Genomic DNA, 23,097 nt, shown 5'->3' on the forward strand with positions numbered 1-23,097 from the left:
GTCAGAGACCCGCTGCGAACTCCTTGAACCACGGGCGCAGGGCCGGACCGAGGTCGTCGCGGTCGGCGGCGAGCTGCACGATGGCCTTGATGTAGTCGACGCGGTCGCCGGTGTCGTAACGGCGGCCGCGGAAGACGACGCCGTACACGCCACCGCCGTCGCCGCCACCGGTGGCGAGCTCTTCGAGCGCGTCGGTCAGCTGGATCTCGCCACCCTTGCCGGGCTCGGTGTGCTCGAGGATGCCGAACACGTCGGGGCCGAGCACGTAGCGACCGATGATCGCGAGGTTCGAGGGGGCGTCTTCGGCCTTGGGCTTCTCGACGAGCTGGGTGACCTTGACCACGCCCTCATCGTCGGTGGCCTCGACGGCCGCAACACCGTACAGGTGGATGTGCTCGGGGTCGACCTCCATCAGGGCGATGATGGTGGCGTTGCGCTTGTCGTACTCCTGCATCATCGTGGTGAGCAGGGGGTCGCGCTCGTCGATGAGGTCGTCGCCCAGCAGGACGGCGAACGGGTGGTCGCCCACGTGGGCGCGCGCACGCAGCACGGCGTGGCCGAGGCCCTTCGGCTCGCCCTGGCGCACCATGTGCACGTCGGCGAGGTCGGACGAGTGCTCGACCTTGGCGAGCTTGTCGCTGTCGCCCTTCTCGCGCAGCTTCGCCTCGAGCTCGGGCATCGAGTCGAAGTGGTTGGCGATGTTGTTCTTGTTACGGCCGATGATGATGAGGACATCGTCGATCCCGGCCGCGGTGGCCTCTTCGACGACGTACTGGATCGCCGGTTTGTCGACCACCGGCAGCATCTCCTTCGGCATCGCCTTGGTGGCGGGAAGGAAGCGCGTACCGAGTCCGGCGGCCGGAATCACGGCCTTGAAGGGCTTATGAGGCATGGCCATACCCTACCGGGGTCCGACGACGCCGGCGGGAGGACGCTCGCACGTAGACTGACGGCATGCCGGATCGCATCGAGCAGGCCAAGCGCGCACTGCGCGCCGACCTGCGCGAACGCCGCCAGGGCATCTCCGCTCACGCACGCGAAGAGGCCGAGGCCGGGATCACCCGTCAGCTCGACGAGCTCGTGGCCCGCCTCGGCGCGCGCAGCATCTCGTGCTTCCTGTCGACGCCCACCGAACCCGGCACCCACGCCTTCGTCGCCGGCGCCGTGGCGCGCGGCATCCGGGTGCTCCTTCCCCTCACACGCGAAGACGGTCTGCTCGATTGGACCGTCGCCACACCCGACGCCGAGATCGCCGAGGGCCTGTTCGGTCTTCCCGAACCCGTCGGCGAGGTGCTCGGTCCGATCGCCGTCAACGACGTCGACCTGCTCGTCATCCCGGCCGCCGCGGTCGACGCCCGCGGAATGCGCCTGGGATGGGGGCGCGGATACTTCGACAAGACCCTCGGCTCGATGGAGAAGTGCCCGCCGGTCTACGCGGTCATCTTCGATTCCGAACTCATCGACGACGTGCCGCGCGACGTGCACGACCAGCCCGTCACGGGCGTGGTCACCCCCACGCGCACGCTGCCGCTGGCCGCACACACCGCCTGATCACCCGAAGGAACAGCACGATGCCCACCTACGCCTACGCCTGCAAGCAGTGCGGTCACCGTTTCGAGACCGTGCAGTCCTTCACGGATGCCGCGCTCACCGAATGCCCCGAGTGCGGCGGCGAGGTGCGCAAGCAGTACGGCTCGATCGGCGTCACCTTCAACGGCTCGGGCTTCTACCGCACCGACTCCCGCAACTCCTCGTCGAGCAGCTCGTCGTCGAGCGGCTCGTCGTCCAGTGGATCGTCGTCCGGCGCAAGCGCTGGCGGCGCCTCGAGTTCTTCGACATCATCGAAGTCGGAATCGAAGCCGTCCGCCCCGTCCTCGGCATCCTGACTCCGAGTCGGCGCGGCCAGAGGGGAACAAGCGCATGATCAAGGGATTCAAAGAGTTCATTCTCCGCGGGAACGTCATCGACCTCGCCGTCGCCGTCGTCATCGGCGCGGCCTTCACGGCGGTCGTCAACGCAATCGTCGCGTCGCTCATCAATCCGCTGGTCCAGGTGTTCTACCAGCCGAACGACAACGGCGAGTTCGGGCCGTCGATCACGGGAATCTACGGCCAGCAGGTGGTGTTCCCCCTCGGCGGCCTGCTGACGGCGATCATCAGCTTCCTCGCCGTCGCACTGGTGGTGTACTTCGTCTTCGTCTACCCCATGAACCACTGGAAGGCCCGCGCCGCGGCGCGCGCCGGTGTGGCCGACGCGGCCTCGGACGAGCCCAAGCTGCCCACCGAGCAGGAGCTGCTCGTTCAGATCCGCGACCTGCTGGAGCGCCAGAACAGCACGCGGTGACCGCAACTCTCTGACAGCCGCGCACCGCGCCGTGACACCCCACCGAGGGACTCCCGGCGCGGTGCGCGTCTCGGCAGGGGCCGGGCCCGTTCAGTAGTGCGGGGGAACGTCGCGCAGCATGCGCTCGTCGTTGGGACCGGATGCCACGGGCCCGGCCGACGCGCCCCGCGCGGGGTCGTCGGCGGGCGCGGGTTCTGCGGTCGTGCCGGGCGCCGGCATCAGCCGGGCGCGGCGAGACCCGCGCACGCGCACCACGGGCTGCCGAACGGCGTGCGGGGTGGGCGTCCCGGACGCGGGAGCGACGTCGACGATGGCCGGATCCACCGACCCATCCGGGGTCTCGGTCAGCGCCGACGGGTCGGTCGACCCGGGCACGGGACCGGGCCCGGCGGCATCCGGGGTCGTACTCATCGGCGGATCAACCGGAGAGATCGAGCGGCTCGGTGGTGGTGTCGGGCGCGGCGGCGTCTGCGGGGGCGGCCCCCAGCAGCTCGGCGATGCGCGATGCCACACCGGCGGGATCGCTGTACAGGTCGAACGCGTGCACGCGCACGTAGTGCCAGCCCAGGCGACGCAGGATCTGCGGGCGCAGACGCAGCGTCTCGCGCAGGGACTCCCCGATCGTCTCGGGATCGCTCTCGGCGACGACGGCCTTGCCCCGGTATCGCGCCACGAGCGGCAGGAGTCCGTGATAGTCGACGTCGACCTCGACACCGAAGCGGCGGAGTTCGCGCGCGAGGGCCCGCGTGAGCGGGTCGGCGAGGTCTTCGAGCCGGCTCTCGCGACCACGCGCCGCGAGGTTGCCGAGAATGCCCATGAGCGTCGCCGCCCCGTGCTCGAGGCGTCCGTCATCGAAGGACGACGGGCGGATCGACGACACGATCACCATCGAACGCCGCGCGCGCGTCATGCCGACCGTGAGCAGACGCTCGCCGTCGGGGGTCGACAGGTCGCCGAAGTCGCTCAGCACGCGACCGTGACGGGTCAGGCCGAAGCCCAGCGAGAAGATCACGCGGTCGCGGCTCTCGGCCACCGACTCTTCGAGGGTCAGCACCGAGAAGGGCTCTGCGGCGTCGCGCGAGACGAACTCGGCGACGTCGGAGCGACCGGCCAGAGCGGCCACCACCGACGCGCGCACGCGCTCGGCGTGCGTGCGGCTGGCCGTGACGACCATGAGCGACTCGGACGCGCGGTTGACGGCGTGCTCGACCACGAGGGTCACCACGCGGGCGACCTCGGCATCGGGGCTCTCGACGGCACCGCTGATGGGGTCGGGGGCGCCGACGCCGCCCTCGACGTAGTCGACGCTGAGGCTTCCGCGGCCGAGGTACGAACCGGCCCAGGGCAGCGACACGATCTCGCCGCCGTAGAACGCGTCGTTCACCAGCTGCGAGAGGTCTTCGCCGCCCGCGCGGTAGCTGCGCGTGAGGGTCTCGACGGGGAAGAGCTCAGCGATGCGCTCGAAGACCGAGATCTCATCGAACGGCACCTCGTCGGCCTCATCGGGGACGGGGGCCACCGATGCGCTGACGCGGAACGGCGTGGGCTTCTGCACCACGGGGTCGCCGAAGAGCACGACCTGGCGCGCCCGGCGCAGGGCCGGCGTGGCCTCGGTGAGGCAGAGGGCGGCGGCGTCCGCCACGATCACGACGTCGAACGCGAGGTCCCACGGCACGTCGGGCACTTCGTACGGCGACGCCAGCCACACCGGCGCGAGCGTGCGCAGCAGGGTGGGAGCGGCATCCGAGATCTCTTGAGCGGTGTGCAGGCCGTCTTTCAGCGAACGCTTCAGCGCGGCGGCCTCGTCGGCGTGATCGACGATGCCGATGCGCCACTGCGTGGCGAGCTGGGCGGCCAGGAGCGGACCGGCGGCAGCGGCGTGCGCCTCATCGACCAGACGGAAGTCGCGCTCGAGGCGGTCGACGACGCTCGTGTTGGCCCCCAGCAGCGCGCGATCGGTGCGCAGGAGGTGCTCGAGCGCGGACTGCCACCAGGCGAATTCGAGCTCGGCGCCCACGCGCTCCTCGGGAACATGGCGCACCGACAGCTCGACGAGCAGCTGCTCCAGGCCCAGACGGGCCAGCTCGGAGCGCAGCTGTGCGCGCTCGACGAGGTTGTCGAAGAAGGTGGACTCGGCCGCGAGGCCCGCCAGCGTCCGCACGAGACGCTGCACCGGCAGGGTCGCGAGGCGGTCGGAACCTTGACGGCCGAGGATCTGGTCGAGCTCGCCGAGCAGGGCGTCGGTGCGCTGCCAGGCGACGTGCACGTCGGCCAGGCCCAGCGGCACCTCGGGGGTGACGCCCGCTTCGACGACGCGCTGCCACTCGGTGCGCTGCTGCTGAATGCGCACGAGCGCCTCGTACATGTCGGTGACGTGCACCCCGGGGCGCACGTACTCCTTCGACAGGCGCTTGAGCCGGCGGCGGTTCGGACCGCTCATGGCCGAGGCGTCGCGGCGCGGGGAGTGCGCGTCGATGAGTTCGCCGAGGGGGCGCTCGAACACGCTGGGGCTGAAGCGATCGAGCGACTCGCGGATGCCGTGCAGCAGCTTGAGGTAGGCGCCGAGCTCGGAGACCGTCTGGAACGGCCGCATGCGCGTCTGGGCGATGAGCTCGTAGCCGCGCTCCAGCAGACGGGGAACGTCCTGCGCGTGGAGCTTGCCGGCCAGCTCGTGCGCGGCGCGCGCGTCTTCGGTGCGCGTGAAACTGACGCCGTACCAGGGCGAGTCGTCGGGACCGAAGCGGAACTCACCCAGGCGGGCGGCCATCGCGAGGGCGCGCGCGGCGGCGTCGCGACGACCGGCGAGACGCTCGAGCGTCGTGAGGTCGAAACGCGCCTCGGTCGAGGGCGCCGGGGACTGGGATGCCAGCGAGGTGAGCGCGCGCAGCACGTCGAGCGCCGAGACGCCCAGCGCCAGGTGCGGCTCGGTCACGGCCGAGCGGTAGTCGCGCAGCACCGTGCGAAGGCGCACGAGGGCGTCGTCGATCTCGGCGACCTTGGGCTGCTCGGCCTTCTCGTTGCGACCGATCGCGCGGATGAGGTCGCGGCGTACGTGGTGCGGTGAGACGGCGAGACCGGCCAGGCCGACACCGGCGAGGCGGTGGCGGATGCCGTCGAGGGTCGAGCGCCGAGCGCTCACCACGAGCACGCGCTTGTTGTCGTGCACGAGCTGGCCGATGGCGTTGATCACGGTCTGCGTGCCGCCGGTGCCCGGCAGCGTGTGCACCGCGAGCGAGTGCCCCGCGGCGATGCGCGCGAGCACGCGCTCCTGCTCGGCGTCGGCGTCGAGCAGCAAGGTGTCGGCCGCGGGGGTGCGCTCGTCGGGGCTGACGATCACCGGCTCGTCGCGGCGGACGGTGACGCGGGCCCGGTCGTCGGGGTGACCGGCGAGCGCGTTCAGCAGGGTGTCGTCGAGGTGCTGCGTGTCGCGCACCATGCCCGAGCTGACATCGGCGAACGACGAGATCACCAGGCGCGGGTGGACGACGAAGGTGGGCACGTGCGTGGTGAGCCGGCGGATGTGGTCGATGACCGGCTGCGGCTTGAACACGCCCTGGTCGTACGCGAGCCCGGCGAGGGCCGCGCTGTCGATCTGGATGCCGAGGTGCGTGCGGAAGGCGCGCGCGAGCTCGGGGTTCATCACGAAGGCGCCGTGGAGCTTGAGTTCGAAGTCGCCGTGGTGACGACGGATGGCGAGCGGACGCAGCAGCACGGGCGCCGACCACTCCACTCCCCCGATCTTCCAGGCGGCGAGACCGACGGCCAGGTGGACGGGCTCGAGACCGCGGGCGGTGCGCAGCTCGACGTTCTTGGCGGTGATGCGCTCCGCGGCCATGCGGGCGGTGCGCAGCGCCACCTCGTCGCGGAAGAGGTTCGAGAGCATGGTGGCGCGCCCGGTGATGAACTGCGGGAGCGAACCGGGGTGCGCCTTGGTGATGTCGATGCCCGCGTCGAGCGCGTCGTCGAAGCGCAGCAGAGTCGAACGCCCACCCAGGGCGGCAGCTTCCGCGCGGATGCGATCGCGTTCCGGGTCGGCGACGTGCCGCACCACGATCCCGGGCTCCGACAGCCGCAGCTCCGCCGGGTCGACGGTCGCTGCCGGACCGTCTTCGTCGGCACCGATCACGGTACCCTCCTCAGCTCGCCACACACCTGCCAGACTAAGCCGGGCATCCGAGGATCTCCTGTAGTGGGGCCGAGTTTCGCCGTAATCGGCGACACGCCGCACCACCGGCGGTTCCTCCCCAGGTGGCGACATGGCGGCGTCGTCCACCATTCGCGGGAAGGCCGCTGCACCGCCACCTCCGCCTCGTGAAGATGGGCGCATGAACAGAGTCACCAGCACCGAGTACGACGGTCCGATCGGTCCCGTCCTCCTGACGTTCGTCGACGACGCCCTCGTGCGACTCGACGTGGCGCACGGCGGCATCGAGCGAGCCCGAGCCGACATCTCCCAGCGACTGGGCGTGGTGCCCGACCCCGATCCCGGCCCCGGCGCCGACCTCGTCGCTCAACTCGACGAGTACTTCGACGGGCGCCGTCGGGAGTTCGACGTCGACCTCGACTGGCGTTTCGTGCGCGGCTTCACGCGGGCCGCGCTCGAGGCGACGCGCGAGATCCCCTACGGCGAGGTCGCCGCCTACGGCGAGGTGGCGATGATGGCCGGCGTCGCCCGCGCCGCGCGTGCGGTGGGTACCGCCTGCGCGGCGAGCCCGTTCTCGATCGTGGTCCCGGTGCATCGCGTGGTGCGCTCCGACGGCTCGATCGGCGAGTACGGCGGTCACCCCGAGGTGAAGCAATACCTGCTCTCGCTCGAGAGCGCGGCGGTGGCCTCGGAGTCGCTGAGCGAACCCGTCTGACGACGGACGCGACGACGCCCGGCCCGCCGGAGCGGAGCCGGGCGTCGAAGCGGTCAGTGGTCGGAGGCCTTCTCGGCCCCGAAACCGGTGAGCGAACGCACCTCCATCTCGGCGGCCTTGCCTCGATCCTCGGCCGTGCGCGAAGTGACCGAGCCGAGCCACCCCAGGAAGAACCCGAGCGGGATCGAGACGACACCGGGGTTGTTCAGCGGCCAGATCGCCACCCCGGTGTTCGCGAACACGCTGGTGGGCCCACCCCAGAACACCGGCGAGAGGAAGATCAACAGCAGAGCCGATGCCAGACCGCCGTACATGCTCCACACGGCGCCGCGCGTGGTGAAGCGACGCCAGAAGAGCGAGAACAGGATCGTGGGCAGGTTGGCCGAGGCGGCGACGGCGAAAGCGAGCGCCACCAGGAACGCCACGTTCTGCCCCTGCACGCCGATACCTCCGACGATCGCCAGCACGCCGATGACGATCACGGTGCGCCGGGCCACCTTGACCTCGCCGTCGGGCGGCACGTCGCCCTTCTTCACGACGTTGGCGTAGATGTCGTGCGCGAACGAGGCCGCCGCGGTGATCGTGAGACCGGCCACGACCGCCAGGATGGTCGCGAACGCCACCGCCGAGATGAAGCCGAGCAGCAGCGGTCCGCCCAGCGCCAGAGCGAGCAGCGGTGCCGCAGCGTTCACGCCGCCGGGAGCGGCGAGGATCGCCTCGGAGCCCACGAGCGCGCCCGCGCCGTACCCCAGGACCAGCGTGAGGAGGTAGAACATCCCGATCAGCCAGATGGCCCACACCACCGAACGACGCGCCTCTTTGGCGGTCGGCACGGTGTAGAAGCGCATGAGCACGTGCGGAAGCCCCGCGGTGCCCAGCACGAGGGCGAGGGCGAGCGAGATGAAGTCCCACGGGTTCGCGCCGTACTGCAGGCCGGGTCCGAGGATCGCCTCCCCCTTGGGCGAGGCGGCCACCGCACTTTCGAGCAGGGTGTTCAGGCTGAAGCCGTTGATCGCGAGTACCCAGATCGTCATGACCAGCGCCCCGCCGATGAGCAGGAACGCCTTCACGATCTGCACCCAGGTGGTGCCCTTCATTCCGCCGATGAGCACGTAGACGATCATGAGCAGGCCGACGACCGCGACGACGATCGACTGCCCGACGCGCTCGGTGATGCCGAGCAGCAGCGAGACCAGACCACCGGCGCCCGCCATCTGGGCCAGCAGGTAGAAGAAGCAGACCGCGAGGGTGGTGAGGGCCGCGGCCATGCGGACAGGGCGCTCCTTGAGGCGGAACGACAGCACGTCGGCCATCGTGAACTTGCCGGTGTTGCGCATGAGCTCGGCCACCAGCAGCAGCGCGACCAACCACGCGACGAGGAAGCCGATCGAGTAGAGGAAGCCGTCGTAGCCGTTGATGGCGATCGCGCCCACGATGCCGAGGAAAGACGCCGCCGACAGGTAGTCGCCGGCGATGGCGAAGCCGTTCTGCGGGCCGGTGAACGAGCGGCCGGCCGCGTAGTAGTCGGCCGCGGTCTTGCTGTTGCGGCTGGCCCGGATGACGATGAACAGCGTCACGGCGACGAACGCGCCGAAGATCGAGATGTTCAGGACCGGGTTGTTCTCCACGGTGTCGACCGCGGCGGCGACGGTGGCGACGACGTCGTTCACGACTCCCCCCGTTCCGTGCGCTCGAGCTCAGCGCGCAGGGCCTCGGCGCGCGGGTCGAGCCGACGGTTGGCGTAGGCGACGTAACCCATCGTGATGGCGAACGTCGTGACGAACTGTCCCAGCCCGAGCACGAGTCCGACCGTGATCGCCCCCGACACCGGCTGCGCCATGAACGCCGGAGCGAACGACGACAGCAGGACGTAGGCGAAGTACCAGACGAGGAACGCCACCGCGAGAGGGAACACGAAGCGGCGTTGACGCCTCTTCAGGTCCTGGAACGGTGCCGATTCTTCGACCGCGATGTAGTCGACTCCGCCCCCGGGGGCAGGGTCGATCCTTCTGTCCGTCATGTGGCCTCCTTGCCTCATGGGACCGGCGCAGCGTTGCGCCGATGGGGGATACGACCGGGGTCGTGGAAACGCTCCCGGTGATACTGTCGACGCTACGAAACGCGGCGACGAAGCCGTCACCCCCGGAAGTAGGTAGTGCGTGAAAGCACCGTCCCCTCTTCGAGACGATGCGACGCTCGTGTCGCATGCCGTGGCTGAACTCGCCCGGCGCACCCACTTCCCCGTCGCCTTCGGCGGGCTCGAGCACGACGGCGCCGTGCACGTCTCGACCATCGTCGGAGCCCGCACGCGCAGCATCGAGGGCCTCGTGGTCCATGCGTCCCGCGGCCTCGGCGGACGCGCCCTCGTCGAGCGTCGGCCACGCATGACCCTCGACTACCGCACGTCGCGGACGATCACGCACGACTACGACCGCGCCATCCTCGGCGAGGGCATCGCCACCCTGTTCGCCGTCCCCGTGCTGGTCGGCGGGACCGCGCGCGGGGTGCTCTACTGCGGATCATGGGCCCAGTCGCAGGTCGGCGAGGTCGAGGCGCGGCCCGCGTTCGACGTCGCCGGCGAGCTCGGAACCGAACTGCGCGTGCGCGCCGAGGTCGAACGTCGCCTCGCCACCTCCCCCGCCTCCGAGAGCGGCCTCAGCACGGGCGCGCGCGAAGAGATCCGCGAGAGCTACGCGCAACTGCGGAGCATCGCGGCGACCGTCGGCGACGATGACGTGCGCCGGCGCCTCGAAGACCTCGAGGCACGCTTGGCCGCCCTGACCGGCGACGCTCCCGCGAGATGCGAAGACCCCGACGTGCATCTCTCGCCCCGCGAGATCGACGTGCTCGCGTGCGCGGCCGTGGGCTCGACGAACAGCGAGATCGCCGCCTCTCTGCAGCTCCGCGAGACCACCGTGAAGTCGTACCTCGCCTCGGCGATGTCGAAGCTCGACGCCTCGACGCGCCACGCCGCCGTCACCCGCGCGCGGCGCGCGGGGCTGCTCCCCTGACCCCGGCGGCCCGGTGGGAATTGCCTGGAAATGACTTCGCCAGGTTGAGGACGCCGTCGATTCTCGGCATCGTGGCTGGCTCCTGTCGTCGACAAAGAAGGAGAGTCACCCATGCTGACACTCACCGATGAGGCCACGACCGCCGTCAAGACCATCACCGCCCAGTTCCCGGACGCGCCGCAGGGTGGCGTCCGCATCGAGGGCGCGGGATCCCCCGAGTCGCAGTTCGCGCTGTCGGTGGTCGACGCCCCCGAAGCGAACGACGCCGTGGTCGAGAACGCCGGAGCGCGCGTCTTCCTCGACGCCGACGCCGCAGCCGTCCTCGACGACCGCGTGCTCGACGCGCAGATCGACCCGCAGGGCTCGGTGCAGTTCGCGGTGACCACCGCCGCCTGACGCCCTGCCCCGCGATCGATGCCCCGGCCGCGTGCCGGGGCATCGTCGTGTGCGCGCGGGCGCGGCCGGGATCAGCCCCGGAAGACCACGACCTCATCGGTCTGCTCGTCGTACACGAACTGCAGCGCCGTGTCCGCCGGGTACTCGGTGCGCTCCCGCTCGGGTGCGTCGTCGAAGAGGCGGATGGTGGTCGCCGCGGGGAACGTGCCGGCGGCGCAGGCCTGGGGAACGTACTGGCCGTCGTACGAGAACGCCCCGCCCCCTTCGATCGTGAGCAGGTCGGGCTGGTACACCGTGATGCAGGCGACGCCACGGCCGTCGGTGCGACCCGGGTCGGCGACGACGACGCGGAAGCCCTGGAACTCGGTGTACGCCACGGTCCCCCCGGGGGCTCCCGCCGTGAAGAAGTCCGGCGTGACGTACGACGGGTCAGGGCTCAGGCGGGCCACCTGGACGGCATCGGCCTGCAGGGGGTGCGTCTGCACCCGCTGCACCAGCACGAGCGCCACCACCGCCACGACGATCACGAGGGCGCTCACGACCGCCAGGACGATCGTCGACCGACGCGGGCGCGACCACGTGATCCGGCGGGCGCCCGACGAGTCGGCGTCGGACGGCGCCGCCTCGGCGACGTCGTCGGTCGAGGCGCCCCCGCCCTCATCGGTCTCGGCAGAGGGAGGGTCGGCGGGTTCGGCGGCGCGCCGCTCCAGCTCCGCGAGCCGCGCGAGCGCCACCGGGTCGGAGGCGATGTCCGCCGTCGGCGAGTACGCGCGGCGGCGCAGGCGGGCGAGTTCGTCGTCTTCATCGGTCGACATGAGCCGATTCAATCAATCCCGGCGTGCAGCGACGCGCTGCGCATCGCGTCCGGCCGAGAAACGCACCGCGGTCACCGGTCCCCCTCACGATGCGTCCCCCAGCGACAGCCCCTCGCACGGTGACCTCGTCGGTCGCCGCCGGATCAGTGGCCGACGAATTCCGGCGCACGCTTCTCTCGGAACGCCGCGAAACCCTCGCGATAATCGTCCGTTCGAGCGAGGGAGGCCTGCGCACGGTTCTCGAGCGCCATCGCCTCCCACAGCCCCCGTCGCTCATCGCGGATCGCGGTCACGATGCGCTTGCTGGCGAGGAACGCCGCCGTCGGCCCCCTCGCCGCGCGACGGGCGGCGAGGGCGACGGCCTCCTGGATCTCGGATGCCGGAACCACCCGCGAGAAGAGTCCCGCGCGTACGGCCTCCTCGCCCGTCAGCAGGCGGCCCGTGTAGATGAGGTCGAGCGTGGCGTGGGTGCCGAGACGCTCGACGAAGAGCGCGTGGCCCCCCGAGTCGAGGGTCGCGCCCAGGGCGGCGAAAGGAGAGCCGATCTTGGCGTCGTCGGCGACGAACACGACGTCGGTCGCGATGAGCAGGCCCAGGCCCACGCCCAGGCACGCCCCGTGGGCGGCGGCGAACGTGGGCGCCGGGAAAGACGCCATGCGCTGCAGCAGCGGTGCGAGCGTGTCGTCGAGGTACCCCGCCACGTCGTCGGTCGCCGGGTCGACGCCGGCGATGTCGCGGCCGGCGCAGAACGCGGGGCCCTCCCCGCGCAGCAGCACGGCGCGCGCACCGTCGGCCTCGGCACGGTCGTAGGCCGCGGCGAGCGCACGCAGGTCGTCGATGCCGAGCGCGTTGCGTCGCGACGGAGCGTTCAGGGTGATGGTGGTCACACCATCGGCGAAGACGTCGTCGATCACGGCATCCCTCTCATCCGTCGTAGTCGACGCGCACGCTGTCGGACGTCGGGTGCGACTGGCACGTCAGCACGTACCCGCGCTCGATCTCGTCGGGTTCGAGCGCGTAGTTCTCGGTCATCGACACGGCTCCCTCGACCACCCGCGCGCGGCACGTGCCGCAGACGCCCCCCGCGCAGGCGAAGGGCACGTCGGGGCGCACGCGCAGGGCCGCCGCGAGGATCGTCTCGTTCGCCGAGACCGGACTGTCGACGTGGGCGGACTGCCCGTCGAGCGTGAAATCGATCGAGCGCACCGGCTCGTCGGCGCGGACGCGCACGGGGCGCGCTCCCCCGGTCTGCGCCGGGGCGTCGCCGTCACCCGCGGTGAACAGCTCGAAGCGCACGCGCTCGCGCGGCACTCCCACCTCGGCGAGGGTCTCGCGGCAGAGTTCCACGAGCGCGAAGGGTCCGCAGAGGAACCACTCGTCGACGGCGGCGGGGTCGATGAGCCGCGACAGGATGAGGCGCAGGCGCTCTTCGTCGATGCGCCCCGAGAAGACCGGAGCGGCACGCTGCTCGCGCGAGAGCACGTGGTGCAGCGTGAGGCGGGCCGGGTAGCGGTCTTTCAGGTCGGCGAGCTCGTCGACGAACATGACGTCGGTCGAGGAGCGGTTGGCGTAGACGATCGTCATGCGGGCGTCGGCGGAGCGCTCGAGCACATCGGCGGCGAGCGCCATGATCGGCGTGATGCCGGAGCCGGCGGCGATCGCGACGACGTGGCCGGTGGCGACGGAGGCCTTCGAGACGAACGTGCCCTGCGGGCTCATCACCTCGACCTCATCTCCCGGGCGCAGCCCCTCGTGCGCCCAGCTCGAGAAGCGGCCGTCGGGGTCGCGCTTGATGCCCACGCTGACGGCGCCCCGGGTCGGCGGACGGCACAGCGAGTACGAGCGGCGCAGTTCCTCTCCCTCGACCGTGGCGCGCAAGGCCACGTACTGCCCGGGCGCGTAGTCGAAGGCGTCGACGAGATCGTCGGGGACGGCGAAGGTCACCTCGATCGCGGTGGGGGTGAGGGGCCGCACATCGGCGACACGCAGCGTGTGGAACCGGGCGCGCGCACGGGGACCCGTTGCCGGCCCGCGCGTCGCGGCCGGGGTCGTGGCATCCGTCATCGTCATCAGAGCGCCTTGAAGTGGTCGAAGGGTTCGAGGCAGGCGCGGCACTCCCAGAGCGCTTTGCACGAGGTGGAGCCGAATCGCGAGAGTTCGCGGGTGTCGAGCGAGCCGCACTGCGGGCACGCCACGCTCAGTCGCAGGCGGATGGGACCCGCGGGCGCCCTCCCCGACGGCGGGGCGATGCCGTAGGCGGTGAGCTTGCGTCGGCCCTCGTCGCTCATCCAGTCGGTCGTCCACGCGGGGCTCAGCGTCGTCTTCACGATCGTGCGATCGAAACCGGCCGAGGTGAGCGCGAGCACGATGTCGTCGCGGATCTCGTCGACCGCGGGGCATCCCGAGTAGGTGGGGGTGATCGTCACGGTGACCGTGTCGCCGTCGACCCGCACGTCTCGGAGCACGCCGAGGTCGTCGATGGTGAGCACGGGCACCTCGGGGTCGACGACGGCGGCGGCCACGGCGCGGGCGTGCTCGACGCTCACCACGTCGCTCCCGGGTGCCTGCGGGCGAGCACCTGCATCTCGGCGATCAGCGGTCCGAAGGCGGGGTGATGGATGCCACGGCGCCCACCCGCCGACGAACCCGGAACCGCGGGGACGGGCACGTCTTCGTCGTCGAGCACGGTGGCGAGCACCGCGTCGACACGGCCCCGCAGACTCGAGGGACGCACGGCGACACCGGCGAGCCGGTCGTGCAGCGGCTCGTCGCGGAACAGCTCGTCGAGGTACGGCCAGGTGTCGTCGAGCGCGACCAGGAACCGCCGCCGCGACTCCTCGGTTCCGCCGGCGAGCCGCAGCGTCCACTGCACGGCGTGATCGCGGTGGTAGTCGACTTCTTTCTCGGCCTTGGCAGCGACGGCGGCGAGCACCGGATCGGTGGATGCCGTGAGGTCGCGGTACAGCTCGAGAAGGTACGTCGACGCGAGCAGCTGCCGGGCGATCGTGTGCGCGAAGTCGCCGTTCGGCAGCTCGAACAGCCACATCGTGCGGAACTCCGCCTCGTCGCGCCCGTAGGCGAGATCGTCTTCGCTGCGGCCGTCGTAGCTGCCGGCGTAGCGCAGCAGGGAGCGCGCGTGACCGAGCAGGTCGAGGGCGATGTTGCCGAGGGCGACATCTTCTTCGATCTCGGGGGCGCGCGCGATCCAGCCGCAGAGGTTCTGCGCGAGGATCAGGGCGTCGTCGGCGAGACCGAGCGCGTAGGCGGCGACGTCGGGGTCGGTGGCGCGGTCGTCTCCGCCGGCCAGTTCGGCGGCGAGCTCGCGGGCGTCGAGCGAGACGTCGCCGTGCGGGTCGTCGCCGTGGGGGTCGGCACCGTGCGGGTTAACGCCGTGCGGGCCGTCGCCGTGTCCCGCGTCGGTGACGTCGATGAACTCATCCGCCGATGCCCGCGACCCATCCGTCGTCGTCCTCACAGGTGCGGCACCCCCTCGGACGCGGTGTAGTACACCGCGTGCCGGTAGTTCTTGCCCGCCGGCGACTCGAAGAACGCGCCCTTGGCTCCCGGATCGCTCGTGGTCACGGCATCCGAGGGCACGACCCAGACCGACACGCCCTCACCGCGACGCGTGTAGAGGTCGCGGGCGTTGCGGACGGCGAGTTCGGCGTCGGGCGCGTGCAGCGAGCCCACGTGCACGTGGCTGAGGCCGCGGTTGGCGCGCACGAAGACCTCCCACAGGGGCCAGGTCTCGGCGGGGCTCCCCCCGGGAGTCGCCATCAGGCGGCCGCCTTCGCGCTCTTCTTCGCCGCGTACGCCGCGGCGGCTTCGCGCACCCACGCACCCTCTTCGTGCGCGTCGCGACGGTGCTGGCGCCGCGTGGTGTTGAGGGGGCCTCGGCCGGCGAGAACCTCGTGGAACTCACTCCAGTCGATCTCACCCATGTCGTACTGGCCCGTCTCGTCGTTGAAGCGCAGGTCGGGGTCGGGCAGGGTCACCCCGAGCACCGCCGCCTGCGGGACGAGCATCGACACGAACCGCTGACGCAGCACGTCGTTGCTGAAGCGCTTGATGTTCCACGCCGTCGACTGCGCCGAGTTGGGCGAGTCGTCGTCGGGGGGACCGAACATCATCAGGCTCGGCCAGTACCAGCGGTTCACGGCATCTTGCGCCATCTCTCGCTGCGCGTCGGTGCCCTGCATGAGCGTGAGGAGGATCTCGAATCCCTGGCGCTGGTGGAACGACTCCTCTTTGCAGATGCGCACCATCGCGCGACCGTAGGGTCCGTACGAGGCGCGGCACAGCGGCACCTGGTTGCAGATCGCGGCGCCGTCGACGAGCCAGCCGATGGCGCCCATGTCGGCCCACGTCGGGGTCGGGTAGTTGAAGATCGACGAGTACCGCGCCTTGCCGTCGACGAGCTGCTGCGTCATCTCGTCGCGGGTGATGCCGAGGGTCTGCGCCGCCGAGTAGAGGTAGAGGCCGTGTCCGGCTTCGTCCTGCACCTTGGCCAGCAGGATCGCCTTGCGCTTCAGGCTCGGCGCCCGCGTGATCCACGCTCCCTCGGGCTGCATGCCGATGATCTCGGAGTGCGCGTGCTGCGAGATCTGACGGATCAGCGTGCGGCGGTAACCCTCCGGCATCCAGTCGCGGGGCTCGATGCGTCCGTCGGCCTCGATGAGGGCGTCGAACATCGCCTCGCCGTCGAGTGCGGCGTCCGTCGTGAGTGCTGTCGTCATCGTCGACTCCCTTTACAGACCGATCGTTCAGTAAAAGTGTAACCGCGGGCGAGCCGCCCCGCAACGGGCGTGATCCCCGTCGTCTTCCCGGGCCCGTGGGGCGCCCGACCGGCGCGATCCCACGATGGTCCGCGGTCTCGACGTCGGCCCGGCGCCCGGGCGCCCGTCACCGCAGGTCGTACACCCGCTTGTACTTGCCCTCGCTGCGCGGCAAGGCACCCGGCTCCTCGACGTTCACGTCGACGCTCGTGCCGATGAGCACCTTGATCCGCTGCTGCAGCACGACACCGGCGGCCTCGCAGACCTCTCGCTGCAGGGCGGGGTGCCGTTCGATGCGGACGGTCATGGCATCCATTCGTCCTTCTCGACGCAGCTCGAGCACGAAGTGCGGGGTGAGCGTCTCGATCCCCATCACGATCTCCTCGATCTGGGTCGGGAAGAGATTCACCCCGCGCAGGATGATCATGTCGTCGTTGCGCCCGGTGATCTTCTCGATGCGTCGCATCGACGGGAACGCCGTGCCCGGCTTCAAGCGGGTGAGGTCGCGGGTGCGGTAGCGGATGACCGGGAACGCCTCTTTGGTGAGCGAGGTGAACACCAGTTCGCCGAGTTCTCCGTCGGCCACCGGGGCGCCGCTCTCGCCGTCGATCGTCTCGGGCAGGAAGTGGTCCTCCCACACGTGGGGGCCGTCTTTGGTGAGCGCGCTCTCGCTGGCCACCCCCGGGCCCATCACCTCGCTCAGGCCGTAGATGTCGACGGCGACGACGTCGAGGCGCCGCTCGATCTCCCGGCGCATCTCGTTGGTCCAGGGCTCGGCGCCGAGCACGGCGACGCGCAGCGACGTGGACCGCGGATCGACGCCGGCCGACTCCAGCGCGTCGGCGATGGTGAGCAGGTAGCTCGGCGTGCAGAGGATGGCGTCGGGCGCGAAATCCTGGATGAGCTGCGCCTGGCGCGCGGTCTGCCCGCCCGACATCGGGATGACGGTCGCCCCGAGCCGCTCGATTCCCGCGTGGGCACCCAGCCCTCCGGTGAACAGGCCGTACCCGTAGGCGTTGTGCACGCGATCGCCCGCGCGGATGCCCGCGGCGCTCAGCGAGCGCGCGACGAGATCGGCCCAGCGATCCAGGTCACCCGCGGTGTAGCCCACCACGGTGGGGCGCCCGGTCGTGCCCGACGAGGCGTGGATGCGACGGACCTCGGCCATCGGCACGGCGAACATGCCGAAGGGGTAGGTCTCGCGCAGGTCGGCCTTGGTCGTGAACGGCAACAGCCGAATGTCGTCGAGGGTACGGATGTCGTCGGGGCGCACGCCCGCGGCGTCGAATTTGCGGCGGTACATCTCGACGTTGTCGTAGGCGTGCCGCACGGTCCACTGCAGGCGCTCGAGCTGCAGCGCGCGCAGGCTCTCGAGCGGGATGCCGGTGGGATCGACGGATGCCAGGAAGTCGGGGCGCGAGGGAACGGTCATGGTCATCGGGACACCTCCGTGGTGGAGAGCGCGGCGTCGCGCTCGGGGTCGGGTGTGGCGGCGGGTCGGGAGTCGGCCGGCGGACGCCGATCCGTCGTGATGCTGCGCCCGCGCACCTCGGCGACGAGGTCGCCGGTCTCGTCGGTCACCCGGATGTCGTACAGGCCCGTCCGCCCGCTCCGGGCGCGGCGGGCGGCGGTCGCCGTCAGCGTCTGCCCCGCGGTGGTGGACTTCAGGAACGTGACGTCGGCGCCGCCGGCGACGGTCACGCGCTCGTCTTCGTTGCACGCGATCGCGAACGCCGTGTCGGCGAGGGTGAAGACGAGCCCGCCGTGGGTGATGGCGAAACCGTTGAGCATGTCGTCGCGCACGGTCATCGACACGCGGGACTCCCCCGGCGCGTCGTGCTCGACGACCATGCCGAGCATCGCCGACGCCTGATCGCGCTGCATCATCGGTCGGAGCGCGCTCACACCAGCACCTCGGCGGGCTGCCACGTCTTCGCCACGAGCGTCAGCACGTCGTACTGCGCGACGATCTCGTCATCCTGGTTGTGGATGACGGCATCCCACCGCACCTCGCCGTACTCGTCGGTCTCGCGCGGGGTGATCTGCTTCGCCGTCAGAGCGACGCGGATACGGTCGCCGGGTGAGACGGGGGTGACGAAGCGCAGGTTCTCGAGGCCCGAGTTCGCCAGCACCGGACCCGGTGCGGGATCGACGAACAACCCGGCCGCCCACGACACGAGCAGGTAGCCGTGCGCGACGCGTCCCGGGAAGAAGGGGTTCGCCGCGGCGGATTCCTCGTCCATGTGCGCGTAGAACGTGTCGCCGGTGAAGTTGGCGAACACCTCGATGTCGTCGAGGGTGACTTCCCGCTCGGCCGACTCCACGGCATCGCCGATCCGCAGGTCGGAGAGGGGCTTGCGGAACGGATGCCGCCCCGCGGTGTCGGTCTCGGCTCCCGGATGCCACACCCCCGTCAACGCGGTCAGCATGCGCGGCGAGCCCTGGATCGCGGTGCGCTGCATCGAATGCAGGACCGAGCGGATGCCGCCGAGCTCCTCGCCGCCGCCGGCGCGGCCGGGTCCGCCGTGCACGAGGTGCGGCACGGGGGCGCCGTGACCGGTGGAGGTGCGGGCGTCGTCGCGGTCGAGGAAGAGCACGCGGCCGTTCATCGCGCCCATGCGCGTGAGCAGCTCGGTGGCGACACCGGGGTCGTGGGTCGCGACGCTCGTCACGAGCGAGCCGCCGCCCCGGCCGACGATGGTCGCCGCCTCCGCGACGTCGGTGTACTCGACGATGCTCGCGACCGGTCCGAAGGCCTCGATGTCGTTGACGGCCGGGGTCGTGGCATCGGCGAAGGCCAGGAGCATGGGCTCGAGGAAGGCGCCGTCGGCCGGGCTCGCGCCGTCGGCCACGCACGCGTCGGGGGCCTCCGCCGACCCGACGACGAAACGCCCGCCCGCGTCCTGCAGCACGGCGACCTGCCGCAGCACCTCGTCGCGCTGCTCGCGCGAGACGAGCGGTCCCATGGTCACGCCCTCGACGCGCGGGTCGCCGACGACGACGCGTTCGGCGATCTTCTCGCGCAGCGCCGCGGCCACGGCATCCGTGGTCCCCGCCGGCACGATCGCGCGGCGGATCGCGGTGCACTTCTGCCCCGCCTTGGTGGTGAGCTCGACCAGCAGCTGCTTCACGTACGCGTCGAACTCGGGGGTGCCGGGCACGGCGTCGGGGCCGAGGATCGAGGCGTTGATCGAATCGGTCTCGCTCGTGAAGCGCACGCCGGTCTTCGCCTGGGCGCGCAGGCGCTCGGCGGTGGAGGCGCTGCCGGTGAAACCGACGGTGTCGCCGAGGTCGAGCAGGTCGAAGAGGCCGGGAACGCTGCCGCTGACCAGCTGCAGCGCGCCCTCGGGGAGCAGGCCGGTCTCGACGAGCATGCGCACCCAGGCCTCGGCGATGTACGCCGTGGGCGTCGCGGGCTTGACGATCGTAGGGAGGCCGGCGAGGAACGCGGGGGCGAACTTCTCGAGCGACCCCCACATCGGGAAGTTGAAGGCATTGATCTGCACCGCGACGCCGGGGAGGCGCGTGTACACGTGGCGCCCGAGGAACGATCCGTCCTTCGACAACGGTTCGACCGGCCCGTCGAGCACGACCGTTCCGGCGGGCAGCTCACGGCGGGCCTTCGACGAGAAGGTGAACAGCACGCCGATGCCGCCGTCGATGTCGCTCAGCGAGTCGCGGCGGGTCGACCCCGAGCGCATCGACAGCGCGTACAGCTCTTCGCGGCGCTCGTTCAGCGCGATCGCGAGGTTCTTCAGCACCATCGCGCGCTGGTGGAAGGTGAGGGCGCCGAGGCTCCGCTGGCCCTCCCGGCGCGCGAAGGCGACGGCGCCCGCGAGGTCGAGACCCTTCGTGCTGACGCGGACGACCTCGTCGCCCGTCGACGCGTCGCGGACGACCGCGGCGTCGGGATCCTCGACGGGCGTCCACCAGGCGCCCTTCACGTAGCTCGGGAGAAACGTCATCATTCGCTCCATTCGTAGAATCCGCGGCCGGTCTTGCGGCCCAGGTGCCCCGCGTCGACGAGCTTCTTCAGCAGCGCCGGCGGGGTGAAGCGCGCGCCGAAGGCGCGCTCCAGTTCTTCGGCGATGCCGAGGCGCACGTCGAGTCCGACGATGTCGGTCGTGCGCAGGGGGCCCATCGGATGCCGGTACCCCAGCTCCATGGCCGTGTCGATGTCGTGGGCCGAGGCGACGCCCTCCTCGAGCATCCGGATCGCCTCGAGGCCGAGGGCGACGCCGAGGCGGCTCGACGCGAACCCGGGCGTATCGCGGACGACCACCGCGGTCTTGCCGATCGCGGCGATCCACACCCTCGCGGCCTCGACCACCTCGGGGTCGGTCGCAGCCCCCGTCACCACCTCGACGAGCGCCGAGGCGGGCACCGGGTTGAAGAAGTGCAGCCCGACGAAACGCGCGGGGCGTGCGAGCGACGCGGCGAGCGCGTCGATCGAGATGGACGAGGTGTTGGATGCCACGACCGCACGATCCGACACGACCGCCTCGAGGCGGGTCAGGGCGTCGATCTTCAGCGCGCGGTCCTCGGGGACGGCCTCGACGACGAGGCCGGCGTCGGCGAACGCGGCGGGGTCGGTCCCGGTGGTGAGGGCCGTGGCATCCGGCGTCTCGATGCCCCGCACGGCCGAGCGCTGCAGGGCCGTCTCGACGCGTTCGCGGGCGGCATCGGCCGCGTCGGCGTCGCGCTCGACGACGTGCACGCGGGAACCGGCGAGCAGGAACGCGTGGGCGATGCCGGCGCCCATCCGGCCCCCGCCGAGCACGCCGATGGTCGAGGGCAGCGAGGCCGCGGGGGCCGAATCGGGAAGGGTCATCTCTTCTTCCTCTCGAGGAACGCGGTCATGCGGGCGCGCTTGTCGTCGCTGTCGAACAGCTCGGCCTGCAGTTCTCCGTCGATCGCGGGGTGCTCGGCGCGGGGGGCGAGCAGCGCGCGCTTGGTCAGCACGGTCGCCCGCACGGAGTTCGCGGCGATGCGGTCGACGATCGCGTGGGCGGCGCCCCGCAGGTCGCCGGGCTCGTGGATGCTCGACAGCAGGCCCCACGCGAGCGCCTCGTCGGCGTCGATCACCCGCGCGGTGAGCAGCAGTTCGCTGGCGCGCGCGTGGCCGACGATCTCGGGCAGGCGCCAGGCGGCGCCGGCGGCGGCGATGATGCCGAGGCCGGGCTCGGGGTTGCCGAAGCGCACGCGGGGTGTGCCGATGCGGATGTCGGCCGCGTAGGCGAGCTCCGCTCCCCCGCCGAGGGCGAAGCCGTCGACGGCCGCGACGACGGGCATCGGCAGGTGGCGGATGCGGTCGAGCACCGTGGCGTTGATGCCGCGGCGGGCGTCGTCGCCGGTGCGCTCGCGCAACTGCGCGATGTCGGCCCCCGCGGCGAAGATCCCGCCGGCGCCGGTGAGGATCAGCGTGCGCGGTCGCTGCTCGAGCTCGGCGCACAGCGCGTGCAGCTCGTCGACCATGGCCTGATCGATCGCGTTGCGGCGATCGGGGCGGTCGAGGGTCGCGACGACGCGGTCGTCGAAGGCGTCGACGCGCAGGCGGGAGGCCTGACTCGCTGTTACGTCGACGACCTCGGGGGTCTGGCTCGCGCCGGCGGCGGGCCCGCGCGTCGGCTCAGCCATCGACCCGCTCCACGATCATCGCGGTCCCCTGTCCGACGCCGACGCACATGGTCGCGAGCCCGTACCGGGCGTTCTCGCGCTCGAGGCGTCCGAGCAGCGTCACGAGCAGGCGGCTGCCGCTCGATCCGAGCGGATGACCGAGGGCGATCGCACCGCCGTCGGCGTTGACGATCTCGGGGTCGAGTCCCAGCCGTCGCATGCACGCGAGCGACTGCGACGCGAACGCCTCGTTGAGTTCGACCGCGCCGAGGTCGGATGCCGAGAGCCCCGCCTTCGCGAGGGCCTTCTCGGTCGCGGGCACGGGACCGAGGCCCATGATCTCGGGCGCGAGAGCGGCCGACGCGTGCGAGACGAGGCGCGCGCGGGGTCGCAGTCCGTAGCGTTCGACCGCTCTGGCACTGGCGACGACGACGGCCGAGGCCCCGTCGTTGAGCGAGCTGGAGTTGCCCGCCGTGACGACCTCACCGCCCTGGACCACCGGGCGGAGTCGGGCCAGCGCCTCGAGCGAGGTGTCACGGCGCGGGCCCTCGTCGGCGTCGACCACCCCTCGGCCCGTGTCCACGGCGACGATCTCGCTCGCGAAGCGTCCGGCATCCTGAGCCGCCACGGCCCGCTCGTGGCTCCGCAGGGCGAAGGCGTCGGCGTCGGCGCGGGTGATCGCGTCGACGCGGGCGACCTCCTCGGCCGTCTCGGGCATCGAGAGAGTGGCTTTGTCGCGCGCGGCGAGGCGCGGGTTGGTGAAGCGCCAGCCGATCGAGGTGTCGAAGGCGGCGCCGGGCTTCGCCCACGCGCGCTCGGGCTTCGCCTGCACCCAAGGCGCGCGGGTCATCGACTCGACGCCGCCGGCGACCACGATGTCGGCATCGCCCGACCGCACCGCCTGCGAAGCGAGGGCGACGGCGCTCATCCCCGACGCGCAGAGTCGGTTCACGGTGAGGCCGGGGATGGCATCCGGCAGTCCCGCGAGCAGCACGGCCAAGCGGGCGACGTTGCGGTTGTCTTCGCCGGCCTGGTTCGCGGCCCCGAGGATGACCTCGTCGATCGCGTCGACGGGCACGCCCGCGCGCGTCACGGCTTCAGCCACGACGAGGGCGGCCAGATCGTCAGGACGAACGGATGCCAGAGCCCCGCCGTACCGCCCGACCGGGGTGCGCGCACCGCCGATGAGAAACGCCTCCGACATCGCCATCCTCTCCCCCGCCGACGTTGGCGAGGTCGTTCATCCTCGACTTCGAGGTTTTCCGACCGATCGTTCAGTAAT

General features: G+C 71.3%; 24 protein-coding genes. 6 read left to right on the forward strand and 18 right to left on the reverse strand.

What is annotated here, in order from left to right; all coding sequences use genetic code 11:
- Position 1: 1 nt before the first annotated feature.
- A complete protein-coding gene (gene galU, locus ASF96_RS08495; protein WP_055939342.1) occupies positions 2–892 on the reverse strand; it encodes a UTP--glucose-1-phosphate uridylyltransferase GalU in 891 nt (296 codons plus the stop codon).
- Positions 893–954: 62 nt separating this feature from the next.
- Between galU and ASF96_RS08500 the strand changes: the two genes are divergently transcribed.
- Genes ASF96_RS08500 through mscL form a run of 3 tightly spaced genes read left to right on the forward strand, consistent with a single transcriptional unit; the run spans position 955 to position 2,343 of the window.
- The gene (locus ASF96_RS08500) at positions 955–1,551 is read left to right on the forward strand and encodes a 5-formyltetrahydrofolate cyclo-ligase (RefSeq protein WP_055938126.1); all 597 of its coding nucleotides are present in this window, start codon (positions 955–957) and stop codon (positions 1,549–1,551) included.
- A 20-nt stretch (positions 1,552–1,571) separates the two neighbouring features.
- Complete coding sequence (locus tag ASF96_RS08505) at positions 1,572–1,886, forward strand: FmdB family zinc ribbon protein (protein WP_055938129.1); 315 nt, start codon at positions 1,572–1,574, stop codon at positions 1,884–1,886.
- A 34-nt stretch (positions 1,887–1,920) separates the two neighbouring features.
- Positions 1,921–2,343, forward strand: a complete 423-nt coding sequence (gene mscL / locus ASF96_RS08510; protein WP_055838120.1) for a large conductance mechanosensitive channel protein MscL — start codon at positions 1,921–1,923, stop codon at positions 2,341–2,343.
- Between the two features lie 90 nt (positions 2,344–2,433).
- On the opposite strand, the gene ASF96_RS08515 is transcribed toward mscL, so the two are convergent.
- Positions 2,434–2,754 carry a hypothetical protein gene (locus tag ASF96_RS08515; RefSeq protein WP_055938131.1) on the reverse strand — a complete coding sequence of 107 codons (321 nt, stop codon included), beginning with the start codon at positions 2,752–2,754 and terminating at the stop codon, positions 2,434–2,436.
- Positions 2,755–2,761: 7 nt separating this feature from the next.
- A complete protein-coding gene (locus ASF96_RS08520; RefSeq protein ID WP_082509499.1) occupies positions 2,762–6,469 on the reverse strand; it encodes an AAA family ATPase in 3,708 nt (1,235 codons plus the stop codon).
- Between the two features lie 199 nt (positions 6,470–6,668).
- Here ASF96_RS08520 and ASF96_RS08525 point away from each other — a divergent pair, with 199 nt between their 5' ends.
- A complete protein-coding gene (locus tag ASF96_RS08525) occupies positions 6,669–7,202 on the forward strand; it encodes a methylated-DNA--[protein]-cysteine S-methyltransferase (protein ID WP_055938134.1) in 534 nt (177 codons plus the stop codon).
- 53 nt (positions 7,203–7,255) lie between these two features.
- Here the strand turns inward: ASF96_RS08525 and ASF96_RS08530 are convergent, their stop codons facing one another.
- Together ASF96_RS08530 and ASF96_RS08535 are read right to left on the reverse strand one after the other, a co-directional pair.
- On the reverse strand, positions 7,256–8,872 hold the full coding sequence (locus ASF96_RS08530; protein ID WP_055938137.1) for a solute symporter family protein: 1,617 nt from the start codon (positions 8,870–8,872) through the stop codon (positions 7,256–7,258).
- On the reverse strand, positions 8,869–9,222 hold the full coding sequence (locus ASF96_RS08535) for a DUF485 domain-containing protein (RefSeq protein ID WP_055838132.1): 354 nt from the start codon (positions 9,220–9,222) through the stop codon (positions 8,869–8,871). Before ASF96_RS08535 ends, ASF96_RS08530 begins: the two co-directional genes overlap by 4 nt.
- 190 nt (positions 9,223–9,412) lie before the next feature.
- Here ASF96_RS08535 and ASF96_RS08540 point away from each other — a divergent pair, with 190 nt between their 5' ends.
- Positions 9,413–10,213 carry a helix-turn-helix transcriptional regulator gene (locus ASF96_RS08540; protein WP_327037387.1) on the forward strand — a complete coding sequence of 267 codons (801 nt, stop codon included), beginning with the start codon at positions 9,413–9,415 and terminating at the stop codon, positions 10,211–10,213.
- 111 nt (positions 10,214–10,324) lie between these two features.
- Entirely contained in the window at positions 10,325–10,609 is a 285-nt protein-coding gene (locus ASF96_RS08545) for a hypothetical protein (protein WP_055838140.1), read from the forward strand.
- Positions 10,610–10,680: 71 nt separating this feature from the next.
- Here the strand turns inward: ASF96_RS08545 and ASF96_RS08550 are convergent, their stop codons facing one another.
- From ASF96_RS08550 to ASF96_RS08610, 13 genes are all read right to left on the reverse strand, one after another.
- Positions 10,681–11,424: a hypothetical protein gene (locus ASF96_RS08550; RefSeq protein WP_055938141.1), complete on the reverse strand. Its 744-nt coding sequence runs from the start codon at positions 11,422–11,424 to the stop codon at positions 10,681–10,683.
- 143 nt (positions 11,425–11,567) lie between these two features.
- On the reverse strand, positions 11,568–12,338 hold the full coding sequence (locus ASF96_RS08555) for an enoyl-CoA hydratase/isomerase family protein (RefSeq protein ID WP_055938143.1): 771 nt from the start codon (positions 12,336–12,338) through the stop codon (positions 11,568–11,570).
- A 10-nt stretch (positions 12,339–12,348) separates the two neighbouring features.
- Positions 12,349–13,494: a 1,2-phenylacetyl-CoA epoxidase subunit PaaE gene (gene paaE, locus ASF96_RS08560; protein WP_055938146.1), complete on the reverse strand. Its 1,146-nt coding sequence runs from the start codon at positions 13,492–13,494 to the stop codon at positions 12,349–12,351.
- Positions 13,494–13,973, reverse strand: coding sequence for a 1,2-phenylacetyl-CoA epoxidase subunit PaaD (gene paaD / locus ASF96_RS08565; protein ID WP_055938150.1), 480 nt, complete (start codon positions 13,971–13,973; stop codon positions 13,494–13,496). Before paaD ends, paaE begins: the two co-directional genes overlap by 1 nt.
- A complete protein-coding gene (paaC, locus tag ASF96_RS08570) occupies positions 13,967–14,899 on the reverse strand; it encodes a 1,2-phenylacetyl-CoA epoxidase subunit PaaC (protein WP_442922488.1) in 933 nt (310 codons plus the stop codon). Before paaC ends, paaD begins: the two co-directional genes overlap by 7 nt.
- Positions 14,896–15,201, reverse strand: a complete 306-nt coding sequence (gene paaB, locus ASF96_RS08575; protein ID WP_055838158.1) for a 1,2-phenylacetyl-CoA epoxidase subunit PaaB — start codon at positions 15,199–15,201, stop codon at positions 14,896–14,898. Before paaB ends, paaC begins: the two co-directional genes overlap by 4 nt.
- Positions 15,201–16,160 (reverse strand): 1,2-phenylacetyl-CoA epoxidase subunit PaaA, encoded by a 960-nt coding sequence (paaA, locus tag ASF96_RS08580; protein WP_055838161.1) that lies wholly within the window; start codon positions 16,158–16,160, stop codon positions 15,201–15,203. Before paaA ends, paaB begins: the two co-directional genes overlap by 1 nt.
- Positions 16,161–16,326: 166 nt before the next feature.
- Positions 16,327–17,637 carry a phenylacetate--CoA ligase PaaK gene (paaK, locus tag ASF96_RS08585; protein ID WP_055938153.1) on the reverse strand — a complete coding sequence of 437 codons (1,311 nt, stop codon included), beginning with the start codon at positions 17,635–17,637 and terminating at the stop codon, positions 16,327–16,329.
- Positions 17,634–18,104, reverse strand: a complete 471-nt coding sequence (gene paaI, locus ASF96_RS08590; protein WP_235560562.1) for a hydroxyphenylacetyl-CoA thioesterase PaaI — start codon at positions 18,102–18,104, stop codon at positions 17,634–17,636. Before paaI ends, paaK begins: the two co-directional genes overlap by 4 nt.
- A complete protein-coding gene (paaZ, locus tag ASF96_RS08595; protein ID WP_055938158.1) occupies positions 18,101–20,167 on the reverse strand; it encodes a phenylacetic acid degradation bifunctional protein PaaZ in 2,067 nt (688 codons plus the stop codon). Before paaZ ends, paaI begins: the two co-directional genes overlap by 4 nt.
- Entirely contained in the window at positions 20,164–21,030 is an 867-nt protein-coding gene (locus ASF96_RS08600) for a 3-hydroxyacyl-CoA dehydrogenase family protein (RefSeq protein WP_055938161.1), read from the reverse strand. The genes paaZ and ASF96_RS08600 overlap by 4 nt, the downstream gene beginning before the upstream one ends.
- Positions 21,027–21,836: an enoyl-CoA hydratase/isomerase family protein gene (locus tag ASF96_RS08605; protein ID WP_082509503.1), complete on the reverse strand. Its 810-nt coding sequence runs from the start codon at positions 21,834–21,836 to the stop codon at positions 21,027–21,029. The genes ASF96_RS08600 and ASF96_RS08605 overlap by 4 nt, the downstream gene beginning before the upstream one ends.
- Positions 21,829–23,019 (reverse strand): thiolase family protein, encoded by a 1,191-nt coding sequence (locus ASF96_RS08610; RefSeq protein WP_055939355.1) that lies wholly within the window; start codon positions 23,017–23,019, stop codon positions 21,829–21,831. The genes ASF96_RS08605 and ASF96_RS08610 overlap by 8 nt, the downstream gene beginning before the upstream one ends.
- Between the last annotated feature and the right edge of the window lie 78 nt (positions 23,020–23,097).

This window comes from Microbacterium sp. Leaf179 (genome assembly GCF_001423785.1).
Classification (GTDB): domain Bacteria; phylum Actinomycetota; class Actinomycetes; order Actinomycetales; family Microbacteriaceae; genus Microbacterium.